The sequence below is a fragment of the Deltaproteobacteria bacterium RBG_16_64_85 genome, assembly GCA_001798885.1.
Classification (GTDB): Bacteria; Desulfobacterota; Deferrimicrobia; order Deferrimicrobiales; family Deferrimicrobiaceae; genus FEB-35.
Map to the genome: position 1 here is coordinate 1 of MGQW01000014.1, position 22658 is coordinate 22658.

Consider the following 22658-nt stretch of genomic DNA (forward strand, 5'->3'; position numbering starts at 1 on the left):
GGAGACGCGGTCGAGACCCGCCACCGCGACTGGCTGAAGAACCACGTGCGGCGGATCGTGCACGGGACCCCGAAGCCTTCCCTTACGACCCTTCTCACCGACGACCAGCAAGGCAGCATTCCGGAGTTCCTCCTCCGCCACGCGCGACGGAAGGGCGTCGGGACCGGGCAGCTCGAGAGCATCGAGCGGCAGAGACGGGTCATCGACCGGATCCTTACGGACTTCGAGCAACCCTACGGGCGCGACGAGAAGCTCATCGTCTACGATCGCCTCGCAAAGCTGGGCCTTCTTTCGAGGGTGCCCCTGGTTACGGGCCGGGATATCCTCTGGGACGACGCGATTAGGCGGACGGAGGAGAAGCTCAAGGCCAGGGGCAAGGACATCGACGAGTTCGCGGCGGTCGAGATGGGCGGCGGGGAGCCCGCGATGCTCAGCTACTCCAGCGGTTCCACCGGCCAGCCCAAGGGGATCATCTCCCTCATCGGCTCGATCGTTTCCGGAGCCCAGACCATGTTCAACTCCTTCGGGCTATCGCCCCACGAGATCCACCACACGTCCACGGACTACGGATGGATCGTGGGCCCCGCGTACGCCCTGTGGTTCCCGATGATGGAAGGCCGCAGCTTCATCCTCCAGAGCTTCGTGCCCACCCCACGGAGACTTGCCCAGGTGGTCGAGGACTACGGGGCCTCTTTCCTCAAAGCCGGGTCTCCGATCTACGAGGCGATGTCGAAGGTCGACGGGCTCTTCGACCCCGGCAAGGGGGGGTTCGACGTCCGATCCCTGCAGCGGGAGGGGGCCCCGGGAATCTGCGGTTGCGCGGCCCCCTACTCCTACCCTGCCCACGCCCGGATCCAGGCTGTGCTGGGCGACGTGGCGATCAACTCGCTGTGGCGCACCGAGGATTTCGGGTCCCAGCACGCGACGTTCAAGCGCCGCCCGAGCGTCGAGCGCCGTTGCGTCGAGACCTACCGTGATGAGCTCCTCGGGCTCGCCGGGGCCCGCGAGCCCGAGGAGGTGGTGGCCCGGGTGCGGACCCCGATTGAGATGGATATCGAGCACCCCGAAATCCTCCCGCTGCCGTGGGTGAACCCGGTGATCGCCGACCGCCTGGAGGACGAGGAGGGCAACCGGGTCGAGTCGCCCAGCGAGGTGACCGAGGCTCTCATCACCGCTTCGGGGCGAAGCCGCAAGGCGGTGATCGGGCAGCTGCTCTACCGGGGCGCCCAGCCGCACCGGATGGCGTGGCTGATGGGAAGCAACGAGGGCCGGGGGGAGCCCGCCCGGCCCGACGCGAAACTCACCGCGGCGAAGTATTACAACCATGCGTTCGCCCCCGACTGGCCGGGGAAGGGAAGGGAGGGCCGGCGCCTGGCTCACGACGGCGGCGACTCGGCCTACTGGGTGCGGGTGCTCTACGACCCCGGGAGCCCGGAGGACGCGCTGATCCTCGACGGCCCGGAAGACCCGGTGACCCCGAGGACCTTCTACGCATCTGGGCGTTCCGGAAACATCGCCAATGTCAACGGCCACCTGGTCAACGAGACGATGTACGAGAACGCGCTGAACGAGCACACCCGGTTCTTCCGGAAAGTCGGCGTGACCTTCATCCATCACCCCACCAAGGACCGGACGCCGGTCGTCGTGGCGGCCCTGCAGCCGGGAGTCCAGCCCGGCCAGGAGCTGATCGATCTCGTCCAGATGACGATCAACCAGAAGCTCAACCCGCAAGTCAAGCCGGAGGTCCAGGACATCGTCTTCCTGGTGGCCGAGGCGGCGGGCTTCGAAGGGGAAGAGACCTTCCTGCCGATGACCCTCACGGCGAAGATCATGTACGAGCTGATCAAGTTCTATGCCGCGAAGCCCCAGGAAACTCTCAAGCGGATGCAGCAGGCCCTGGTTCCCGACGAAGTCCGGGCAACGATCCGCGGGGGCGACGCCGAGTTCTTCCGGGCCAACCCGCTTTTCCAGGGGATGCCCAACCTCGACGGGCTGAAGGTCAAGGGGACGCTGATCAACATCCTGGACCGGGTCATCGCCTCCCGCGAGGGGGACGAGGCGGTGACCGCCCCGTTCCGTCCCGACGCACCCGTGGCCGACTCCTACGCGGACATCCCCGACCGGCTCGTCAAGCGCTTGGGGGACCCGCCGCTCCGCGCCGGGTTCGACTCGGTCCCGCCCTACCAGGAGGCGTACGGGATCGCCCGCAACGAGGACGGGATGAGCATCGTGCACCGGGACCCGGCCCTGGGATTCCGGAAGTTCGTGCGCCCCACGCCTTGCCTCTCGGCCGGGCAGGCCCTGGTCCAGATCCTTTACGCCGGCGCCACCTACAACGTCATCAACGGAATCACTTCCGACCCGGTCGACGTGCTGGGCGACAAGGACCACCACGTGCTCGGCGACGCGGCCGTCGGGCAGATCGTGGGGCTCTCCCCCGAGGCGGAAGCAGAGGGGCGCCTCGCCATCGGCCAATTGGTGCTCGTCGACCCGATGGTGTTCAACCGCCAGGCGCCCACCGTGACCCTGGATGCCCAGCGCGAGGGCCATATCGGCGGGTACCAGGGCGGCCGGGACCAGGCCACCCTGCAGGCGTTCGCGGCTTTCGACACGGGCAGCCTCATCGAGCTTCCGGTGGACATGCCCCTTCCCCTGGCGGCGACCCTGATCCTGAACGGTCCCACCGTGGAGCACGCCCTGTTTTCTCCGGCCAAGCTCGACCTTACCGCGGGGGACGTGCTCCTGGCCCATGGCGGCAGCGGCCACACCGGGTCCCTGGCGATCGACATGGCGGAGGCCCTGGGGATCCCGGTCCTGACCTACGTCTTCGACGAGGGAGAGGCGGACTTCGTCCGCAGCCGTCATCCCCATGCGGACCTTTATTTCATACTGCGAAGGGACCACGCGGAAGCCTTGCGAGCGGCCCCGACAGACGACCCCGAAGAACTGGCGAAGTGGCAACAGGCGTTGGATCGCCTGGTGGCGTCGATTCCCGCGAGGTACCGGCCCACGAAGGTCATGCAGAACGCCGGGCGGGGCCTGCAGGCGGCGGACTTCCGGCTGCTGCGGCCAAGCGCGCAGGGCAGCCGCACCGCCTGGTTCTCGGGCGCCTTCGGTCTTTACGGAACGTTCAACGGGTACGACGCGCGGCTGACGGCCGCCGAGGCCCTCGGGCCGGACGGGGCGGACGTATCGCTCGGGGAGAACGTGCTGGTCCACTACGGCGCCAATGCCGACGCTTCGGCCCTGGACGAGCCGGCCACCTCGGCCATCGTCGAGGCCGCCCGCCTCGGGGCCCGGGTGACGGTGCTGGCCGAGACCCAGGAGCAGCAAAACGTTCTGCTCCGGCGGGAGGACGTCACCGCGCGCTTCGGCAAGACCCGGATCCAGAACGTCGAGGCCCTGCGGGAAGGGGAAGGCAAGAAGAAGCTGCTTTGGCCCGAGCACATGCCCGACGTGGACGAAGGGCGCTTCGCCCCGGGGCGGGAGGCCCACGAGAGCTGGCCCGGCAGGGACGCCCAGACCCGCTTCGCAACCGAGACCGTGAGCGTGGTCAAGAACGCCTTGGCGCCGTACAACACCAACCACTCGGGCTCATGGGACGCAATCTGGGACAGCGGCCGCCGGGACCACCTGGCGCTCAACGTCGCCCTCCTGACCGAGCAGACCGGCCGTGTGGTATACGGTGAGACCACCTCTCATCAGACGCTCACCTTCCACCTCGCCCAGGGGTGGATGCAGCAGCGGACGATCCTCGTGCCGGCAGACCCCAAAGATCTCGACGCAGCCGCCTCGGTCCGGGAGAAGATCGTCCGCATGGCCGGCTCCCACATGTACGAGCCTCACGAGGCAAAAGCGTTCCGGGACAAGATCGACAGGGGGCTCTATCATCTCCACGGGCCGGACCGGATTCTTGACGCCGACGAGATCCCGCGCGGCTTCAGCGACCAGTTCCACGGCCGGGCCCCCGGCTCCACCGCCTACCGGATGACGACGAACCTGGACTCCGTCCGCTCCGAGCGCGACCTGTTGCTGAGCCAGGGAGTCCGGATCGCCGAAGAGCTCTCGCTGATGCGGCTTCTGCTCCACCCCATCGATGCGGACGCATCGATCGCCACGGTGGAATTCAAGCTCAACCAGCCCAAGGGCAGCAACACCCTGCGCAACGCCGACCTGCACTGGTTCCGGGGCGACGCGGTCAAGCAGCTCCGGCTTCTCTTCCATCGGATCCGGGAAGAGGGGACGGTCCGGGCCGTGGTGCTGACCGCCGAAGGTACCCGGGCGTTCGTTCCGGGTCAGAACAGCGACGAGCTCTCCGTGCTGGACGACGAGCAGATCACCGAGCTCGCCGCTCTGGCGCAGGAAACGATGAGCACCATCGAGGGCTTCAAGATCCCGGTCGTCCTGAACCTCAACGGCCTGGCCCTGGGCGGCGGAGCCGAGCTCGTGGCCGCCGCGCACTACGTGGTCGCCTCCCGGGTCGAGCGCATCTACCTGGGCCAGCCCGAGACCGTCATCAACCTCATACCCGGTTTCGGCGGCACCCAGCGCCTGGTCCGGCTGATGGCGGGGAAGTCCCGGCTAGGGCCCAGGAGCGGGCTCCTCTTCGCGGTCGATACGATCCTGACCGGGCAGCCGATGACCGTGGAGGAGGCCTACGCGCACGGGCTGGTCTCGGAGATCGTCCCCTCGAACTCCCTGGCCCGGGCGTACCGACTCGCCGCGGGCCACGCACTGGGCACCGACGACACCCTTCGCCGCGCCATGGAGGAGCGCCACCGGGCCGTGCAGCGCTGGGAGGAGCCTTTGACCGACGAGGACACGGGCCGCCCCGTCGACCCGTCGATTCTCGCCGAGGACGAGCACGTCAAGGGGTACCTCCGCCAAGCCGAGACCGTGGGGCGGAGAGGCGTGATCTTGCGCAACGCCCTGGACCTGATCCTCCGGAACATCACGGAGGGGGTCCAGTACGGCGAGGAGGCCTACAACTTCGGACAGGCGGGGAGCAGCAGCGAGTTCCGGCAGTCGATCGTCCGGTTCCGCAACCGCGCGCCGCTTCCGCGGCCTCCCCGCCGGCCGACGACGGAACGGGAACGCGCAAGGATCCGTCAACTGGCGGACGAGTCGATTTCCGCGGCAAGGCTGCGCGTGGCCGAACCATCATGGGAACTCGCCGCGTCCGACCCGCTGTCTTTTCCTGTTCGTCGGATCAGCGCACGGTAATCCGGAAAACCAGGCGCGAGCCGGTGGCGGACGCCGCGGAAGGGATGGACCTCCCGCCGAAGAGAGATGCACCCATTATGTGCCGTCCGGGGGAGGTAAGGATTCCATACGGTTTACCGGTTCACTTCCCGAGGAAGAGGATCTCGACGCGAAACGTTGTGGCATACACCGGCTTCCTTGCTCCCCGGTCGTCCCGCGGCCAGTTCACTTCCGGCTCCAGCTCCCAGAAAAACCAGGGGCGGAGGTCGTTCCGCCGGTACTTTATGCCGATCCGATAATTGGACGCAACCGTGTGAGGCCGGGTCTGGCCGCTTACCCCGATGGAGGGAGAAACGGCGCTCCGGGGCGACAGCTGGTCGAACAGGGAAAACGCCGTTCCCCATTCCAGGCCCTTGCTGACTTCCGAAACCGTTCCCGAATTCGCCCAACTGACCAGGAGGCCGGGACGCATCTGACGTTCCAGGCTGAATTCGGTCGTTTCGCCAAAGCCAACCTTGCTGTTCCAGAAGGGGGTGAGTGAGGATCGGAAGTAGTTGTGTTCCCAGAAAGGCCGGTCGAATTGGTACCGCACCCGAACGAACACCTCGGGGGGCAGGACCAGGCGGACGCCCGTCCCGGCGAAGAAGTAGCCCTTCTCGCTCTGGAGAAATTCATAGCGAAGTTCCGTGTTGAACTGCTTGATCGAAGATCCCGGTGCCTGTTGGTTGAAGCCGGGGTTCCCGGGGTCGGCGGGAAGCACGACGGTCGGGTCGGGCTTGCTCTCGCCGGAGACCACCAGCCTCAGTTTCCGGCTGAGCTCGGGGAAGCGGATGTTGGCCCGGAGGGAAGTGCGGAACTTCGGCCCTTGTCCCTCCTCCACGCGCACTTCATTGGTCCACCGCAGGGTGAATTCCGGCCGGGCCTTGTCCACGCTGCGCGTCTGCCCGAAGAAGTCGTCGAACCACACGATGGTCGTGTCGATTCGATTCAACAGGTAGGCGTGGGTCCGGTCCACCCACTCCACGGGAGAAAGGGCGGCATTGTCGGGGAGCGCTTCCGGAGGCGGGGATGGTTCCTGTGGATCGGAGCCTGCCGCCGACGCGGACCCGGCGAAGAGGCAGAGAAGGAACAGCGCGATCGAGGCCCGGAGAAAAGCGCGGCCCCTTTGTCCCGCGCTGCGACGATTCGCTCCGACCACGCCTCCTCCTTCGGCTCGTGCTTCGCGGCAGCCTCATTTCAGAGCTTCGACTTCACCTCCGGGTGGCACTCCTTGAGCGGGGCGATGGTATTTTACCCTGATTTCTGCATAATTCCTGTATGGGTTCGTCGGTTCGACGCCCCGGACAAAGGAGGTTCTCCATGGGGAAAAACATGTCGCTGCTGGTGGTTGTCGCGGCCATTGCCCTCGCGATGGGCGGATGCACCGTGATGGGAAGCACGTACACGAAGAAGGTGAACGAGGCGGACAATAATGCCAGGGAGCTGGCCGCGCTGCAACAGAAGTACGAGACCCTTTCGGCCGAGAACTCTGCGGTCAAGGCCCGGGTCGTCGGCCTGACGACGGATCTCGTGAAGACCACCGGGGAGCGGAACAAGGTGGTGACCGACAACAAGGCGCTGGAGAGCGAAAACGCCAGATTGAAGCAGGACCTCGCCGCCCTGCGGAAGGCCCAGGAAGAGAACGTCCAGAAGGTCAGCAAGACGTACGAGGATCTGCTGGTGAAGATGAAGGGCGAGATCGCGAAGGGGCAGATGACGATATCGGAACTGAAGGGAAAACTGACGGTCAACATGGTGGACGCCGTCCTCTTCGACTCCGGCAAGGCGGAGGTGAAAGCCGGAGGTCAGGCCATCCTGCAAAAAATCGTCTCCATCCTGAAGGACGTGAAGGACAAGTCGATCCGGATCGAGGGACACACGGACAACGTTCCGATCATCGGGATGCTGGCGAAAAAATACCCCACCAACCGGGAGCTTTCCGCCGCGCGCGCCCTCAACGTGACTCGCTACCTGCAGGAGCAGGGGATCGACCCCGCCCATCTCTCCGCGATCGCCTACGGGGAGTACAAGCCGGTCGCGGGCAACGACACGCCGGAGGGGAAGGCGAAGAACCGGCGGATCGAGATCATCCTGGTCCCGAAGGAGTAAGAGCGCGATGGCGAGCGAGCCGAAGCCGGTCTCTGCCTCCCGGCTGGTGCTGGCGCAGGTGATGACGCCGCTGGACGCAAATGTCTCCGGGAACGTCCACGGCGGCAACATCATGAAACTTGCGGACACGGCGGCAGGGGTCGTGGCGATCCGGCACTCCGGGCGAAATTGCGTCACCGCGACGGTCGACCGGTTCGACTTCCACGCCCCCGTGTACGTCGGGAACCTGGTGACCCTCAAGGCCTCCTTGAATTATGTCGGGCGCACATCGATGGAGATCGGCGTCCGCGTGGAAGCGGAGGACCTGCGGACCGGAAGGAGGACGCACACAAACTCGTGCTACATCACGATGGTGGCGCTCGATGCGGACGGGAAGCCCGCCGAGGTCCCCCGCCTCCTCCTGGAAACCGACGAGGACCGGCGCCGGCACGAAAAGGCCACGTTGCGAGTCCTGGACCGGAGGAAGTCCAAGCGGTCCGGAAGCCCTTGAAGGGTGCGGCGTTCCGCGCGCTTACGGATACAGTCCCCGGAACCGCATCGCCTCGGCCACCCGCGAGATGCCGATCATCAGCGCGGCCATCCGGTGGCTCAACTCCTTCTCTTTCACCTGGGTCATGACCTCCCGGAACGCGCGCAGCATGATGCGCTCCAGCTGAAGCTGGACCTGGGAGAGATCCCAGAAGAACTTCTGGGTGTCCTGCACCCACTCGAAGTAGGAGGCGGTCACTCCTCCCGCATTCCCGAGGATGTCGGGGATGATGAAGACACCCTTCGCCTGGAGGATTTCGTCCGCCTCCAGCGTGGTCGGCCCGTTGGCGCCTTCGGCAAGGACCCGGCATCGGATCCGCGGTGCATTCTCCTTCGTGATCTGTCCGGCAGTAGCGCACGGGGCCAGGATGTCGCACGGGATCTCCAGGAGCTCCCGGTTCGACACCGGCGTCACGCCGGGAAACTCCGAAACCTTCCCGCCGGCACCCACGTGGCGAACCAGGGCGTCGACGGCGATCCCCGCGGGATTGCAGGCGCCTCCGAACACATCGCTCACGGCGATCACCCTGACCTTGCGCTTCCACAGCTCCAGCGCGGCCACGGAGCCGACGTTGCCGAACCCCTGCACCACCGCCGTCATCTTCCCGGGGTCCAGCCCGAGCTGGTCGAGGGACGCGAAGATAACATTGCACAAACCGAGCCCGGTGGCCTCCCGCCGCCCCAGCGATCCTCCCACGGTGACCGGCTTCCCGGTGACCACCCCAGGGACGGAGTAGCCGACCTGCATGGAATAGGTGTCCATCATCCACGACATCGTCTGTTCGTTCGTGTACATGTCCGGGGCGGGGATGTCCTTTTCCGGGCCGATCAGCATGAAAATCTCCGAGGTGAACCTCCGGGTCAGCGCCTGGATCTCCCTTTGCGTCATCTTGTGCGTGTCGCAGCAGACCCCGCCCTTGGCCCCGCCGAAGGGGATGTTCATCAGGGCGCACTTCCAGGTCATCCACATCGCCAGGGCGGTCGTCTCCTCCAGGGAGACGGAGGGGGCGTACCGGACCCCCCCCTTGCCGGGGCCCAGCGTGAGGTTGTGGTGCACCCGGTAGCCGGTGTAGGATACGACCCTGCCGTCGTCCATCCTCACCGGCACGGTGACGACGAGGGCGCGCTTGGGGTACCTCAGGCGGTCGGCGAGGTTGGGGTCGAGTCCGAGCAGGGTGGATGCGCGGTCGAACTGCTCCACCGACTCCTTGAGCATGCTGTGTCCTTCCGTGGTTTCTGCAAAGAACGGAAACGGCATCGTACTCTCCTCCCGGTAAAGGATTGACGGCGCTGACCGCTGCAAGATCCCGATCGTCCCCTAGAGTTTACCAATAAATCGCTCCCCCCTTGTTTTCTTTCCGGCGGATTGGTTTACGATAGGAAGGAATGGCCCACCCGGATTCGAAAGCCGAACGTACGTGGCGGCGACTGGCGAAAGGCGAGCTCTCCTGGGAGACGTTGCGTCTCCGGTCCCGGATCCTCGACCGTATCCGCGCCTATTTTCGCGCGAGTGGGTTTCTCGAGGTCGATCCGCCGATCGCCGTGCTCTACCCGAACATCGACCCGAATGTCTACCCCGTGAGCCTGTCGGACGCGCACGGCCGGGTTTCGCAGCGGTTCCTCCACACCTCCCCCGAGCTGTCGATGAAAAAGCTCCTCGCGGCGGGATCGGGCAACCTTTTCTCCCTGGGAAAGGTGTTCCGGGACCGGGAAGGCTCCCCTCTCCACCATCCCGAGTTCACGATGCTGGAATGGTACCGTGTCGGCGAATCCGCGGAGGCGGTGATGGAGGACGTCGAAGCGTTGACCCGGACCCTGGCGCTGGAAATCCACGGGCGGGAGGAGATCCGGCGGGGAGGCGCAATCATTCCCCTCGGCGGGAAGTGGGCCCGGTGGGAGCTGTCCGACGCCTTCGATGCCCTGCTCGGGGTTTCCATGGGAGATGAAGGGTCGTTGCGGGCGGCCCTCTCGCGGAAGGGCTTGCGGCCGGGCACCGCGGAGCGGTGGGAGGACCTCTTCTTCCGCTCCTGTGTGGACGTGATCGAGCCCGCCCTCCGGGAAAGGGGGGCGATCTTCCTGACGGGCTTTCCATCCGCGCTCGCCGCGATGGCGAGGCGGCGGAAAGGGAACGAAGAAATCTGCGAGCGGTTCGAAGGGGTTCTCTGCGGCGTGGAGCTCGTCAACGGCTACGAGGAGCTGACCGACCCCGTCGAGCAGGAAGAGCGCCTTCGGCAACTGGCGGCGCGGCACAAACATCAAACGGGCATCGTGCTCCCGATCGACCCCGACTTCCTCGACGCTCTTCGCATGGGGCTGCCGTTCTGCTCGGGGGCCGCTCTCGGCGTCGACCGGCTGGCCATGCTTCTTCTGGACAAGGAAACGATCGAAGACGTGGCCATCCGATGAACAACCCCTCTCTGCTGCTGTTCCTGCTCTCGTTCGGGCACCTGTGCACCGACATCGTGCAGGGGGCGCTTCCCGCGCTCCTGCCGTTCCTCAAGGACAAGTTTTCCCTTTCCTACACGGTCACCGGGACGCTCCTGCTTGCTGCCCACCTGACCTCTTCGGTGATCCAGCCGCTGTTCGGATACGTGACCGACCGGAAGCCGTTTCCGATCCTGCTGGCCCTGGGGTGCCTGGTCTCGGGCGCCGGCATCGCGCTCGTCCCGTTCTCCCCCGGCTTCGCGTGGCTGATCGCCTTCGTGATGTTCACGGGGCTGGGAACCGCCGCCTTCCATCCGGAGGGGTTCAAGGCGACCGCCTGCATCGCCTCCGTGAAGCGCGCCACGGGGATGTCGCTGTTCTCGGTGGGGGGGAACCTGGGGTTCTCCATCGGCGCGCCTGCCGCGATCTTCCTCGTCTCCCGGTACGGATTGCACGGCGCTGCGGGACTGCTCCTCCCCGCGGCGCTGGCGGGCGTGCTCTTCCTGCCCGCGCTTCCGCACATCCGCCGGCGGATCGAGGCGGTCTCCGAAAAACCCGCTCCCATCGGCCGCAACGGCGTGGAACACCCCGTCTACGCGGTCTCGCTGATCGTCCTCATCGTCGTTTTTCGCTCCTGGACGCAGCTGGGCCTGGCCACCTACATCCCGTTCCTCTACCGGGCGGAGCTTTCGAACAACCCCGATTTCGTCGCGACGCTGCTCTTCCTCTTCCTGGGGGCGGGAACGATCGGCACGCTCGCCGGCGGGCCCCTGGCCGACCGGATCGGGCACCGGAAGATGCTCTTCTATTCGATGGCCCTCCAGGTCCCGCTCATCCACCTGTTCCTCATCTCGAAAGGTTGGCTCGTTTTCGCGCTGGCGGGTGTCGTGGGGGCCACGATCGTTTCGACCTTCTCCGTCACGATCGTCATGGCGCAGGAGCTGTTTCCCCGACGGATGGCGACGGCGTCGGGGACGATCGCGGGGTTCGCGATCGGGACGGGGGGGATCGGGGTCACCCTCCTGGGAGTGGTGGCCGACCGGTACGGCGTCCCCGCCGCAACCCACCTCATCAACATCTTCCCCGCGGTCGGCGCGATGCTGGCGCTCGGCCTCCCCATCGCCTGGAAGCAGGCGCAGGAGACCGCGGCGTGAGGCGGATCATCGACGTCCACGTCCACCTCTACCCGGAAAAGCGCCTCGGGGGGTTGATGCGCTGGGTTCACCGGGGGATGCCCGACCATCCCGTCCCCGTGGAGATTACGGTCCCGCAGGTCATCAACGACCTCCGCGAGGCGGGCGTCGAGAAGTTCCTCGCCGCGGCCTTCCCGCTGGTCCCCGGCGAAGCGCAGGAGCTGAACCGGTTCAACGCTCTCCTTGCGCGATCGATCCCCGAGATGATCCCGCTGGGGACGGTGCACCAGGACGACGCGGACCCGGAAGGCCTGGCCAGGGAGGCGCTGTGCTCCCTGGGCCTGAAGGGGATCAAGCTCCACCCGATGATGATGCGGATGGAGATCAACGACCCCCGGATGGCAAAGGTTTTCGCCCTCGCCCAGGAGATGGGGCTCCCCATCCTTCTTCATACGGGTTTCGAGGAAGGGTACGGCAGGGACATCCCGGGCGAGGAATGGGAGAAGCTGTTCCGCTCCTTCCCCAGGCTCACCTTCCTGCTGGCGCACATGTTCTTCCCCGATCTCCCGTTGGGGTTTGCCCTTCTCGACCGCTTCGAGAACATTTTCCTCGACTGCACGAACGTATTCGGGATGTACGGATGGCCCGAGGGACCCTTGCCGTTCGGCATCTCCCGGCCCTGCTGGGGGAAGGAAACCTTCCTTTCCGCCGTCGAGGCCAATGCCTCCCGGGTCCTCTTCGGCAGCGACCACCCCGCGGGAACGGGGACGATGGGGAAGATCGTGGAGCAAGTGGAAACGTTCGGGCTGTCGAAGGAGGCCGTGGAGCGGATCCTCTACCGCAACTCGCACCAGTTACTCAACCGCCTCGGTTTGGAATAAAATACGGGATCGAGCCGAAGCCAACGGGCAAGGAGAGAAGGAATGGGAGAGGAAGGAAACGGAAACAACGCCGCCTCGAAGGACTCCCGCCGGAAGTGGGCACTGGGGATCTTCTTCGTCGCCTCCGTGACGACGGTTGTCTCCGGCGCATTCTACTGGTGGTGGCGTCAGACCCACATCGCCACCGACGACGCCTTCGTCGAGGGGAGGATCCACCCCGTTGCCGCCCGTATCCAGGGGACGGTAGCCGAGGTGCTCGTGGGCGACAATCAGCCGGTGAAGAAAGGACAGCCGCTCGTCCGGATCGACCTGGAGCCGTACGCCGTCCGGGTATCCGCCGCCGCCTCCGCCCTCTCGGCCGCTTCGGCAGACCTGAAGGCCTCCCGCTCGGACACCAAGGCCGCCCAGGAGGATATTGCGGCAGCGCGGGCCCATCTCGTCCAGATGCGGGCGGCGGTCGAGGCGGCCCGGGCGAAGGGGGCACTCGCCGAAGCGCGGCTCGCCCAGGCCGACCGGGATGCGGAGCGCGCAAGGAACCTCTTCGAGCGGCATTCCATCAGCCGCGAGAGGAACGAGAAGGCCCAGACGGAAAGCCTGGTGGCAAAAGCCCAGGGCGACGTTGCGCGGGAGGAACTGCGTCTCGCGGAGGCTGCCCTCCCCGCGCAGGAAGCCCTGATCGCCCAACGGATGGCGGTCCTCGGCCAGCGGGAGGCCCGGATCGGCCAGCGGGGCGCCGACCTCAAACAAAAGGAATCCACTCTCGCCGAGGCGAAGCTTTACCAGGGATACACCGAGGTCGTCGCCCCCGCGGATGGGTACATCACCCGGAAAAACGTCGAAGCCGGCCAAGTCGTCTCCCCGGGCCAGCTGCTGCTCGCGGTCGCCTCGCTCTCCGACGTCTGGGTGGTGGCCAACTACAAGGAAACCCAGATCGAGAAGATCCGCCCCGGCCTGCAGGCCAAGGTCCGCGTGGACACCTATCCCGGCAAGGAGTTCAAGGGAAAGGTGGAGAGCATCATGGCGGGGACCGGCTCCGCCTTCTCCCTCTTCCCGCCGGAAAACGCCACCGGGAACTACGTCAAGGTCGTGCAGCGGGTGCCGGTGAAGATCATCCTCGAGAAGGGGGAGGACCCGGACCATCTCCTCCGGATCGGGATGTCCGTCGAACCCACGGTCCTCATCCAGTAGTGTCCCGCCTCGTAAATAGGCTGAGCACCGAGAACGCCGATGCGCCGCGCCGGCAAGGCGCGCGACCGAGGCGTACTGGGAGAGTACGGTGAGGGAGCGCAACGCAGCCGGAGAGGATGCAGCGGCGTTCGAATGCCAGGTTATTTGCGAGACGGGGCACTAAACGCATGAACGGAGGGAACCGGTTCGGCAACGCGGTCGGAGCGATGCGCGAGAACAAGTGGATCGTCGCCGTCACCGTGATGCTCCCCACGCTGATCGAGATCATCGACATCAGCGTGGCCAACGTCTCCCTCGACCACATCCGCGGGTCGCTCTCCGCGGGGATCGACGAGGCGGGGTGGGTCCTGACCTCCTACCTCGTCTCGAACGCCATCATCATCCCGATGACGGGATGGTTCGCCCGCTCCTTCGGCCGGAAACGGTACCTCCTCTTCTCCATTTTCCTCTTCACCGCCGCCTCCTTCCTGTGCGGGTCCTCCACGAGCCTGGGGATGCTCGTCTTCTTCCGCGTCCTGCAGGGGATCGGCGGGGGGGCGCTCCAGCCGCTCTCGCAGGCGATCCTCCTGGAGTCGTTCCCGCCGAAAGAGCACGGGGTCGCCATGGCCATCTTCGGCATCGGGATCATGTTCGGGCCGATCATGGGTCCCCTCATGGGCGGCTACATCACGGATACCTTGTCCTGGAGATGGATCTTCTACGTCAACCTCCCGATCGGGCTGCTCGCCGTCTTCATGGTGACGCTCTTCATCCACGACCCGCACTACCTGAAGCGGACGGAGAAAGTGAAGGTGGACCTGTGGGGGATCGCCCTTCTGACCGTGGGAATCGGGGCCCTCCAGATCGTCCTGGACAAGGGACAGCGGGAAGACTGGTTCCAGTCCGACTTCATCCTTGCGCTCTCGGCGGTCGCGGTGCTCGCCCTCGCCCTCTTCGTCATCGTCGAGCTGTACATCGCGGAACATCCCATCGTCGACCTGCGAGCGTTCCGGAACGTGTCCTTCAGCACCGGCAACGTGGTGATGTTCATCGCATTTTTCAACCTGCTCGGGAGCATCGTGCTGCTGCCGCTCTACGCGCAGCTCCTCCTGGGGTACACGGCGTTCCTTGCCGGGCTCGTGCTGTCGCCCGGCGGGGTCGCAACCCTTCTCGTCATGCCGATCGTGGGAAAGCTCATCGGCAAGCAAAACCCCAAGTATCTTCTGACATTCGGGATCATCGTGTGCGCCTTCTCCACCTACGCCATGTCCCGCTTCAGCCTCGGGGCGGACTTCTCCGCGCTCATGTGGCCGAGGATCTACCTGGGGATCGGGATGGGTTGCCTGTTCATCCCCCTCACCACCCTGACGCTTTCCTCGATCCCACGGCCCCAGATGGGGAACGCCACCTCCATCTACAACCTGCTGCGCAACCTCGGAGGCTCCTTCGGCGTGGCGTTCGCGACGACGATGTTCGTCCATCGCGGCCAGCTCCACCAGAGCCACCTGGCGGAGCACCTCACCCGGTTCGACCGGACCTTCACGACCGCCGTCGAGTGGGGGAAAGCCTTCCTCGCGAGGCGGGGCGTCCCCGAAATCGCCGCCGAGCCCACCGCGATCAAGGCGATTTACGCCCAAGCGGTCCGCCAGGCGACGGCCCTGGGGTTCAACGACGCCTTCTTCGTCCTCTCCATCCTCATGGCGTGCGTTCTCCCGCTGGTTCTCCTCCTCCGGCGGCCCGCTCACCAGGGAGGGCCACCGGGCGCGGGGGGGGACGCTCCTGTTTGACACCGGCTTTTTGCGGTATACTTAAAAAAACTACCGGCCTGTCGTTCGTCCACTCCTCTGCCTGGCGAAAGAAGCCGCGAAATAGCGGCGGGAGGAACCCCATGAGCATCCCGGAAAAGCTGGCCCGGTACCTCGAAGAGCGCAAGATCCCCTTCAAGGCCACGACGCATCCGGAAGCGTTCACCGCCCAGCAGTCGGCGCAGGCCGCCCACGTGCCCGGCCGGGCCTTCGCCAAGTCGGTGATGGTGAACGTGGACGGGAAGATCTGGATGGCGGTCGTCCCGGCGACGGAGCGCGTGGACCTCGCGCGGATGCAGAAATGCCTGGGGGCCAAGAAGGCCCGGCTTTCCAGCGAGGCCGAATTTTCGCCCCTGTTCGTCGACTGCGACCTCGGGGCGATGCCGGTCTTCGGCTCGCTGTACGGCGTGCCGGTACTGCTGTCGCACGAACTGACGGAGAACGAGGAGATTGCGTTCACGGCGGGTACCCACAGGGACATCGTCCGTCTGCGGGTGAGTGACTTCCTCACCGCCGAGAAGCCCAAGGTATGCGAGCGGGAGGCGATCCTGGCCGGCACGAACTGATCCCCGCACTGGCCCCGTTCCCGTACTACACGCCGCCATTTTTCTGTTATTCTTCGTGTGTCCGGCCCCTCGACACTCCCCTTGGCGCCTTTCTGTAATCCTCACCCGGGGACGGGCGCGAAACGATCTGGAGGTGGAAGATCATGAAACCCTGCCTGAGGATCGCGGTCATCACTGCGGCGGCGTTTCTGATGCTGCAGGCCTGGCTTCCGCCAGGCCTCGCCGACAATGTGTCGTGGGACCTCGACCAGGTCGTGCAGATCGCCCTCGCCCGCCACCCCCTGGTCAGCCAGGCCGATGCGGATACCCAGGCGGCAGCGGCGCGAAAAGGACAGGCGCAGTCGTCCTACTACCCGCAGATCGGCCTCTCCACCGGATACGCCAGGTCCCGGGCGTTCTCTCCCACCCTCCAACAAAGCCTCACGTCCTCCTCCGAGTTCCTCCAGGGCAATCTCTCCCAGATCCTCACCGATTTCGGCCGCACCGGCGCCGCGGTAGGCCGGGCCGAGGCGCTGTTTTCGTCCTCGAGGGAAACGGGGAGATCCGTCCGCGAGGATGTCGCTTTCAGTGCAAAGGTCGGCTATTACAACGTCCTGCGCGCGCAGCGGATCCTCACCGTCAGCCAGGAGACCGTGAAGCAGCGCGAATCCTTATCCAGGCAGGCGCAGGCCTTCTACGAGGCGGGGATCCGGGCGCGGATCGACGTCGCCCGGGCACAGGCCAACCTGTTCCAGGCGCGCGCGGATCTTACCGGCGCCGAGAACGATCTCCGGGTCGCGCGGATCACGCTCCTCAACCGGATGGGGGTCGACGGGCCCAGGGGCTTCGAGCTGAAGGACACGCTCGCCACCGAATCCGTCCCCGGCACGCTGGAGGAGTGGGTCAAGGAAGCGGAAGCCGGCCGGCCGGAGCTCCGGGCTCTGCTGGAGCGGGAACGTGCAGCGGACATGGCCCTTCGCGCCGCCCGGGCGGGGAACTACCCGGTCCTCACGGGCAACGGTGGATACGGGTACGCTGCCGAAGACATGCCCCTCGAGCAGAACTATATCGTCACCGTCCAGCTTTCGGTCCCCATCTTCACCGGGTTCCTCACCCGCCAGCAGGTGGCGGAGGCGCGGGCGAACCTCGATTCGGCGCGCTATGCCGTGACCGACTTCCGGAGGCTGGTCCGCCTCCAGGTCGAGCAGGCGGCCCTCTCCGTCCGCGCCGCCTCCGAGCGCAGCGACGCGCGCCGGAAAGAGAAAGAGGCCTCCGAGGAGAACCTGCGGCTGGCCACGGGGCGTTACGAGGTGGGCGCGGGGGACATCATCGAGATGATCGACGCCCAGGTGCAGATGGCCCGCTCGGACACCGACATGATCGACGCTCTGTACGATACCAGCATCTCCATCACTTCGCTGCTGCGCGCAATGGGACGGTAGAAAACTTAATAAGCCGTGCGGGACACGGGAAGCGCGGTGGACTGCCCCCGCGCGAGGACGCGGCCGTCCCCGGCGGTGACGGTGAGCTCGCAGACCATCGACTGCCGCCCGCGGTGGAAGACGCGGGACTCCCCGATCACTTCCTCGCCGGGCTTCGCCGCCCGGATGACGTTCAGGCTCCACTGGACGCCGACCGCATCGGTAACCGCGTTGACCGACAGTGCGAACGCGGCGTCGGCGGCGGCGAACAGCAGCACCCCGTGCCCGATGTTGTGCGCATTCAAAAACCTCTCCTCCACCTTCACCGACACCCGCGCGTACCCTTCCCGGGCCTCCAGCAGCTTCATCCCGAAGTTCTGGATCAGCCGGTCCCCGTTCCAGATCTCCTCGATCCGCCCCATTTTCTCCCCTATCCCTTCCGGTACGCCTGCGCGTACTCCACGTAATGGTCGGCGGTGATCCGGTTGGCGTCGGCCGACTCGGGCGCAAGGATCTTCACCACTTTCCCCGGCACGCCCATCACCAGGGCGTGGGGAGGGACAACCATCTTCGGCGGGACGACGGCGCCGGCTCCGATCACGCTCCCCCTGCCGATCACCGCGCCATCCAATACGACCGAGCCGATCCCGATCAGGCAATTGTCCTCGATCGTGCAGCCGTGCGCGACAACCCCGTGCCCGAACGTCACGGAGTCGCCGACGGTCACGGCGTCGGCGTAGGTCACGTGGAGCGTGCAGTTGTCCTGCACGTTCGTCCGCTTCCCGATCCGGATCCGGTGGATGTCCCCCCGAATGACGGTGTTGAACCAGACGCTGGAGTCTTCCCCGATCTCCACGTCGCCGATGACGGCCGCGCCGTCGGCCACGAACACCGTGGAATGGCAGACGGGAACGATCCCTCGATACGATAGAAGCACGGGCTTTCGCCTCCCGGGATTTTTCCGACCATTGTACAAGATCAGGAGATGTCCCCGGGGCGGAAATCGGCGCCCTTCACGGAACGCTTGTGTCCGTTCTTCGCAGGGGCGGCCGCTGGCCGCAGGCGGGACAGGCCGAAAGGCTTGCGAGCCGGTCCGCGTATTCGAGAAAAGCCGTTACGAAGGCGGCGTGGCTCCACGTGAGGGGCGAGACCGACAGCGGCGCGTTCGTGTAGGGGTGGACCTGCTCGGCGAGCACGCCGCTCGGCAGGGCGCGCGATGCCACCCACTTGAGGATATCGAGAGCGGGCCCCAGATCCCCCGCGCTTTTCGCCAGGGCGATGTGCCACTGGGCGAGCCAGAGCGTACAGACGAACCACGGGTTCCCCGGCACGCGTTCGATGTCCCTGGACGCCTGGTGGTAATAGTCGTTTTCATAGCGGGCCAGCCCGCCGACTTCGGTCTTGACCCAGAGCCTTTCCCGCACCGCTTCCATCGTTCGAACGATCCGCGGATCGTCGGGCGGGTACATCCCGAAATACCACAGCCCGTAGAGGCTCGCGTCCAGGGTCGGATCGACGTCGACCTTCCCGTCCCCTTTCACGTCGACGGTGCGGGCGAAACGCCCCAACTCCGGGCGGTAGAGGAACCGGTCTGCTGCCGCCCGGAGATCGTCGGCGGCGCCTTTCCACTTCTGCGCGAGGTGTCCTTCATTGAACCGGTAGGCGAAGCGCGACGCCGCGACGAGCCCCGCCCACACCGCCGCGACGGTGAAGGCGTGCACTCCGTATCGTTCTTCCCAAAGGTCGTAGCTGGGATGCGGCAGGCCGGTCGACTTGTCCCGGTAGGAGACCATCCAGTCCGCCGCCCGCGCCACCAGCCCCCGGTACTTGTCCTTCGCCCATTCGACGTCCCGGAACCGGTCCATGTGCTTCCAGAGCGCCCAGAGGACGAGCCCCGTCTCGTCCTCCTGGATGGGGAGCTGCTTCCCCTCCTTCCCCTGCCACGGGTGCCAGGAGCTGGCAAGCGACCCGTCCGGGTTGTACTTGTGCAGGAAGTAGCCTTCCTTGGTGATGACGCGGTGGCAGAAATCGAAGAACGCCTGGGAGGTCTGGAAGTGGTCCGACAGATCCAGCGCGTGGGCGGCGAGCGCCCCGTCGCGCGGCCACATGTAGCTGTACGTGTCACGGGCGAAGTGGATGATGTCGTGGTCGTTGGCGGCGGTGATCGCCCCGCCGTTGTCGATCTGGGTGCGCAGGAGGAGCAGGCTTCGTCGAAAACAGCCGACGATCTCCTCCGGGATCTCCCCGAAGTCCCACTCGGACTTGTCCACCCAGAGATCCCAATAGGCGCGCGTCCGACCGATGAATTCGTCGGGGCCGCGCCTCCGGACGCTCCGGTTGATCTCCGCCACCTCGTCGAAGGTGGTCCCCACGGCCATCCAGTAATGGAGGACGGCGGGAGAGCCCGGAGATGTTTTCGCGGAGAGCCCGATCGTGGAGTCCACCGATCCTTGCGCGATGGGGTTCCCCTGGAGCTGCCCATCCTCCGCATCCTTCCAGGTTCCCTCTTTCCCCATGAACTCCTTGACGCCGGTCGCCCACTGGTCGATCCCCACCACCATCCCCGGGGGCCCCGGCTCCTCTCCCCCGTCTTCCTCGACGACCCCGGGCGGGAGACCGTCCCACTTCGCCCCGTTGATCAGGAACCATCGTTTCCCCTTGTAATGGATCAGGCAGCGGCGCTGCGGCTCGTAATAGGCCGTGTCCCCCACGGGATTCTCCAGGATGTGGAAATCGTGGTGGAAGAAGAACCGTACCTCCCGCGGCCGACCCGAGAGCTCGTGGACGTCGAAGCGCCGGACCAACAGGTTTATCGCCAGGTCGACGGCGTCCGCGCATTCGATCCGCAGTTCCAGCTCGGGGTGATGGAGGCCGACGGAGGTTACCAGGGTGTCGGTCCGGTACCGCAGGTCGCGCACCCAGCCGGGGTCGTCGATCCAGCGGAACATTCCGTCCACCCACACGCCGAACCGGAAGGCGTGTCCCTGCGCATGGTTTTCCATGCCGACATAGGGAAAATAGATGTCCCTGATCTGATACAGGGAGTCGAAATTGACGAGGAGGGCCCCGTTCCCGATCGGAAGATCCCGCGGCATAAAACTCTCCTTAGCCCGCTATCGGGGCGGCTCGACCTCCGCGAGCCAGGCGCAAAGCGCAAGGAGCAGCGCCTCCCAGAGGGGGTGGGCCTTTTTCCCCGCAAGGACCGCTGCTTTCGGGATCCAGGGCCGCAGGTGCCGCTCGATGAAGTCCCTTCGGGCGCGGCGGACTCCTTCCACCGTTTCCGGCGGCGCCCCGGACCGGTCTTCCAGCCAGAATAGCACGAGCAGGAACGCGAGCTGGTGCCGGAGATGATCGGGGTTGTCGGCGTCGCCTTTCGACACCTCGCAGCCGAACGCCTTGTAATAGAGGACGTTCTCGTGGAGAACGGCGGGGGTGTTCCCTTCCTTCATGTAATGCGTCTCGAAGAGGGGCACCGGGGGGGCAGGGAACCCAACGTCGAAGGTGGAAAGGAAAAGCGACTCCCATTCCCCGATATCGCGCGGCAGGCCCTGCCGAAGCCTGCCGGGGTCGCTTCCGCCCAGCCATCCACGCGACGCAAGATCCTCAAGCCAGTCGGAAGCAAGGATCAGGTCCCGCTGTTCCCCCGCAGGCCGGCCGAAAGCCAGGAGAAACGACCGCGCCAACGCCTCCCGGTCGGGCTTCCGCTCCCCGCGCGTCTCTTCCGCCGCGTCCCTCACGGGCGGACGAGATACCACGGGGAGTACCACTTGTAACCGTTCCGGTCTCCGGACGCCCCCTCCCAGATCGCAAACGACACGGGCAGTTCCGGATCGAAATCCTCGACCGTGAACGTTACCTGCCGCCGGCTCCCGTTCCGCGCCTGGACGGCCGATAGCCCCGAGGCATTCCGCGCCTTCTCCACGGTCCCGCGGCCGCGGCCTCGAAGCGTCTCCACTCCCGTCCCCGCCCGCCACAGGAGGATCCGGACCTCCCTGGCGGGATCCCCCATCATGATCCCGGGAGCACGGCCCCCCTTTTCCGCCGGGAGCATCAGCGCCGCGGCGTCCCCGAAGAGATCGGTCCTCGCCGTGGGCTTCTTGTAGATGGCGTCGCCGCCGTACGCTGCCCTCTTCGCTCCAGCCACTGCATCCTCGGTCGGATCCTCCCAGGAAAGCGTTACCCGCAGGGTTTTCCCGTCCACCTGCGCGCGAGCGTGCGCCTTCGGGTCCGCTTTCGGGCCGGCCGGATCCGTGAGGAACAGGGCGGGGGTCCGGTTCATGAGGAGGGGAGTGTTCCTGCCCGCCTCGAGGAGAAAATCGGCCCGGGCCGGCAAGGCCAGCGCCAGGAGGAAAACCGGTATCGTGAGGGATTTAGCGCAACGCATCGGGGAAACCTCCTGTCATCTTCCGGGCCCGGCGGGGGCGGGAATCCGGTAGCGGACCGAGTCATCCCGGCCGATGAGCAGTTGCAGGACCTCGCTCTTCCCCCCCGACTGGGCGATCTTCAATTCCGCCTCCAGGCGCTCCGCCACTTCCTTTACCCTTGTTCCGAACAGGTCCGTGAGCGTTTTCCACGGAATCCTCGGGTCCTCGAGAAGCCCCTTCCCGGCACTCCCCCGCCTCGGAGGGTTGAAGGGAGGGACATAGTACACATTGGGGCCCGTCCCTTTCCCGGGCAGCAGCGGGAGCGCCACCTTGTACCTCCGGACCAGCTTGTGGACGGGAGACTCCGGGTCTCCCAGGAGCCCCACGAACCGCAACCGCCCGGGGCACTGCTTCGCGCACGCGTTCGGGGTCCCCTTGGCGAGCCTCGGGTAGCAGAAGATGCACTTCTGGGAGACTCCCGCCACCTCGTTCATGTAGATCTTCTTGTACGGGCAGGCGCGCACGCACTGGCGGTATCCCCGGCACCGCTCCTGGTCGATCAGGACGAGCCCGTCCTCTTCCCGCTTGTAGATCGCCTTGCGGGGGCACGCTTCGAGACAGGCCGGGTGAGTGCAGTGGTTGCAGATCCTGGGAAGGTAGAAATAGAAATTCTCCCCCCGGTCGTTCTCCCCCACGTCCTCCTCCCAGTTGGGGGCGAACGAAGGGTCGACGTGGGGCATCACCGGCTTCCCCTTCCCCTCGAAGAGGCGCTGGGAGTAATCGTATTCGAAGGGAACCCCGTACTTCTCGAGCGGCGGGATCTCCCCGGGGATCGGCTGCCCGCCGGCGAACCCTCCCCCCGCCGTCGTCCAGCCGGCAGGGTATCCTTTCCCGGGACGGGTCTCGACGTTGTTCCAGTACATATAGTCCATGCCGTCCAGGTCGGTCCAAAGCTTCTTGCACGCGACGGTGCAGGTCTGGCATCCCAGGCACTTGTTCAGGTCCATCACCATCGCGTATTGGGTCTTCGCCATCTAGGC

General features: G+C 65.9%; 18 protein-coding genes. 10 read left to right on the forward strand and 8 right to left on the reverse strand.

Annotated features, from left to right (window positions below; translation table 11 throughout):
• On the forward strand, positions 1-5223 hold a 5223-nt coding region (locus tag A2Z13_10555; protein ID OGP80686.1), incomplete at its 5' end, for a hypothetical protein.
• A gap of 121 nt (positions 5224-5344) precedes the next feature.
• Here the strand turns inward: A2Z13_10555 and A2Z13_10560 are convergent.
• Positions 5345-6400: a hypothetical protein gene (locus A2Z13_10560; GenBank protein ID OGP80687.1), complete on the reverse strand. Its 1056-nt coding sequence runs from the start codon at positions 6398-6400 to the stop codon at positions 5345-5347.
• A gap of 161 nt (positions 6401-6561) precedes the next feature.
• Here A2Z13_10560 and A2Z13_10565 point away from each other — a divergent pair, with 161 nt between their 5' ends.
• The gene (locus tag A2Z13_10565) at positions 6562-7350 is read left to right on the forward strand and encodes a chemotaxis protein MotB (GenBank protein ID OGP80688.1); all 789 of its coding nucleotides are present in this window, start codon (positions 6562-6564) and stop codon (positions 7348-7350) included.
• Between the two features lie 7 nt (positions 7351-7357).
• Positions 7358-7840: an acyl-CoA thioesterase gene (locus A2Z13_10570; GenBank protein ID OGP80689.1), complete on the forward strand. Its 483-nt coding sequence runs from the start codon at positions 7358-7360 to the stop codon at positions 7838-7840.
• 21 nt (positions 7841-7861) lie between these two features.
• Here A2Z13_10570 and A2Z13_10575 read toward each other — a convergent pair whose 3' ends face one another.
• Complete coding sequence (locus tag A2Z13_10575) at positions 7862-9094, reverse strand: hypothetical protein (protein ID OGP80718.1); 1233 nt, start codon at positions 9092-9094, stop codon at positions 7862-7864.
• 212 nt (positions 9095-9306) lie between these two features.
• Between A2Z13_10575 and A2Z13_10580 the strand changes: the two genes are divergently transcribed.
• The 7 genes from A2Z13_10580 to A2Z13_10610 all read left to right on the forward strand — a co-directional run bounded on the left by A2Z13_10580 (position 9307) and on the right by A2Z13_10610 (position 17275).
• Positions 9307-10284 carry an EF-P lysine aminoacylase GenX gene (locus A2Z13_10580; GenBank protein OGP80719.1) on the forward strand — a complete coding sequence of 326 codons (978 nt, stop codon included), beginning with the start codon at positions 9307-9309 and terminating at the stop codon, positions 10282-10284.
• Positions 10281-11456 carry a hypothetical protein gene (locus A2Z13_10585; GenBank protein OGP80690.1) on the forward strand — a complete coding sequence of 392 codons (1176 nt, stop codon included), beginning with the start codon at positions 10281-10283 and terminating at the stop codon, positions 11454-11456. The genes A2Z13_10580 and A2Z13_10585 overlap by 4 nt, the downstream gene beginning before the upstream one ends.
• On the forward strand, positions 11453-12316 hold the full coding sequence (locus A2Z13_10590) for a hypothetical protein (GenBank protein OGP80691.1): 864 nt from the start codon (positions 11453-11455) through the stop codon (positions 12314-12316). Before A2Z13_10585 ends, A2Z13_10590 begins: the two co-directional genes overlap by 4 nt.
• Before the next feature lie 42 nt (positions 12317-12358).
• Positions 12359-13504 carry a hypothetical protein gene (locus A2Z13_10595; GenBank protein OGP80692.1) on the forward strand — a complete coding sequence of 382 codons (1146 nt, stop codon included), beginning with the start codon at positions 12359-12361 and terminating at the stop codon, positions 13502-13504.
• A 206-nt stretch (positions 13505-13710) separates the two neighbouring features.
• Positions 13711-15270 (forward strand): EmrB/QacA family drug resistance transporter, encoded by a 1560-nt coding sequence (locus A2Z13_10600; protein ID OGP80720.1) that lies wholly within the window; start codon positions 13711-13713, stop codon positions 15268-15270.
• A gap of 101 nt (positions 15271-15371) precedes the next feature.
• Positions 15372-15854, forward strand: a complete 483-nt coding sequence (locus tag A2Z13_10605; protein ID OGP80693.1) for a hypothetical protein — start codon at positions 15372-15374, stop codon at positions 15852-15854.
• A 143-nt stretch (positions 15855-15997) separates the two neighbouring features.
• Positions 15998-17275 carry a hypothetical protein gene (locus A2Z13_10610; GenBank protein ID OGP80694.1) on the forward strand — a complete coding sequence of 426 codons (1278 nt, stop codon included), beginning with the start codon at positions 15998-16000 and terminating at the stop codon, positions 17273-17275.
• A 5-nt stretch (positions 17276-17280) separates the two neighbouring features.
• Here the strand turns inward: A2Z13_10610 and A2Z13_10615 are convergent, their stop codons facing one another.
• From A2Z13_10615 to A2Z13_10640, 6 genes are all read right to left on the reverse strand, one after another.
• Positions 17281-17676 (reverse strand): hypothetical protein, encoded by a 396-nt coding sequence (locus A2Z13_10615; GenBank protein ID OGP80695.1) that lies wholly within the window; start codon positions 17674-17676, stop codon positions 17281-17283.
• A gap of 8 nt (positions 17677-17684) precedes the next feature.
• A complete protein-coding gene (locus A2Z13_10620) occupies positions 17685-18191 on the reverse strand; it encodes a gamma carbonic anhydrase family protein (GenBank protein OGP80696.1) in 507 nt (168 codons plus the stop codon).
• A gap of 76 nt (positions 18192-18267) precedes the next feature.
• Positions 18268-20349, reverse strand: a complete 2082-nt coding sequence (locus tag A2Z13_10625) for a hypothetical protein (GenBank protein ID OGP80697.1) — start codon at positions 20347-20349, stop codon at positions 18268-18270.
• A gap of 18 nt (positions 20350-20367) precedes the next feature.
• Positions 20368-21021, reverse strand: coding sequence for a hypothetical protein (locus tag A2Z13_10630; GenBank protein OGP80698.1), 654 nt, complete (start codon positions 21019-21021; stop codon positions 20368-20370).
• Complete coding sequence (locus A2Z13_10635) at positions 20988-21638, reverse strand: hypothetical protein (GenBank protein ID OGP80699.1); 651 nt, start codon at positions 21636-21638, stop codon at positions 20988-20990. The genes A2Z13_10630 and A2Z13_10635 overlap by 34 nt, the downstream gene beginning before the upstream one ends.
• A gap of 15 nt (positions 21639-21653) precedes the next feature.
• A complete protein-coding gene (locus tag A2Z13_10640) occupies positions 21654-22652 on the reverse strand; it encodes a respiratory nitrate reductase subunit beta (GenBank protein OGP80700.1) in 999 nt (332 codons plus the stop codon).
• Positions 22653-22658: the final 6 nt, after the last annotated feature.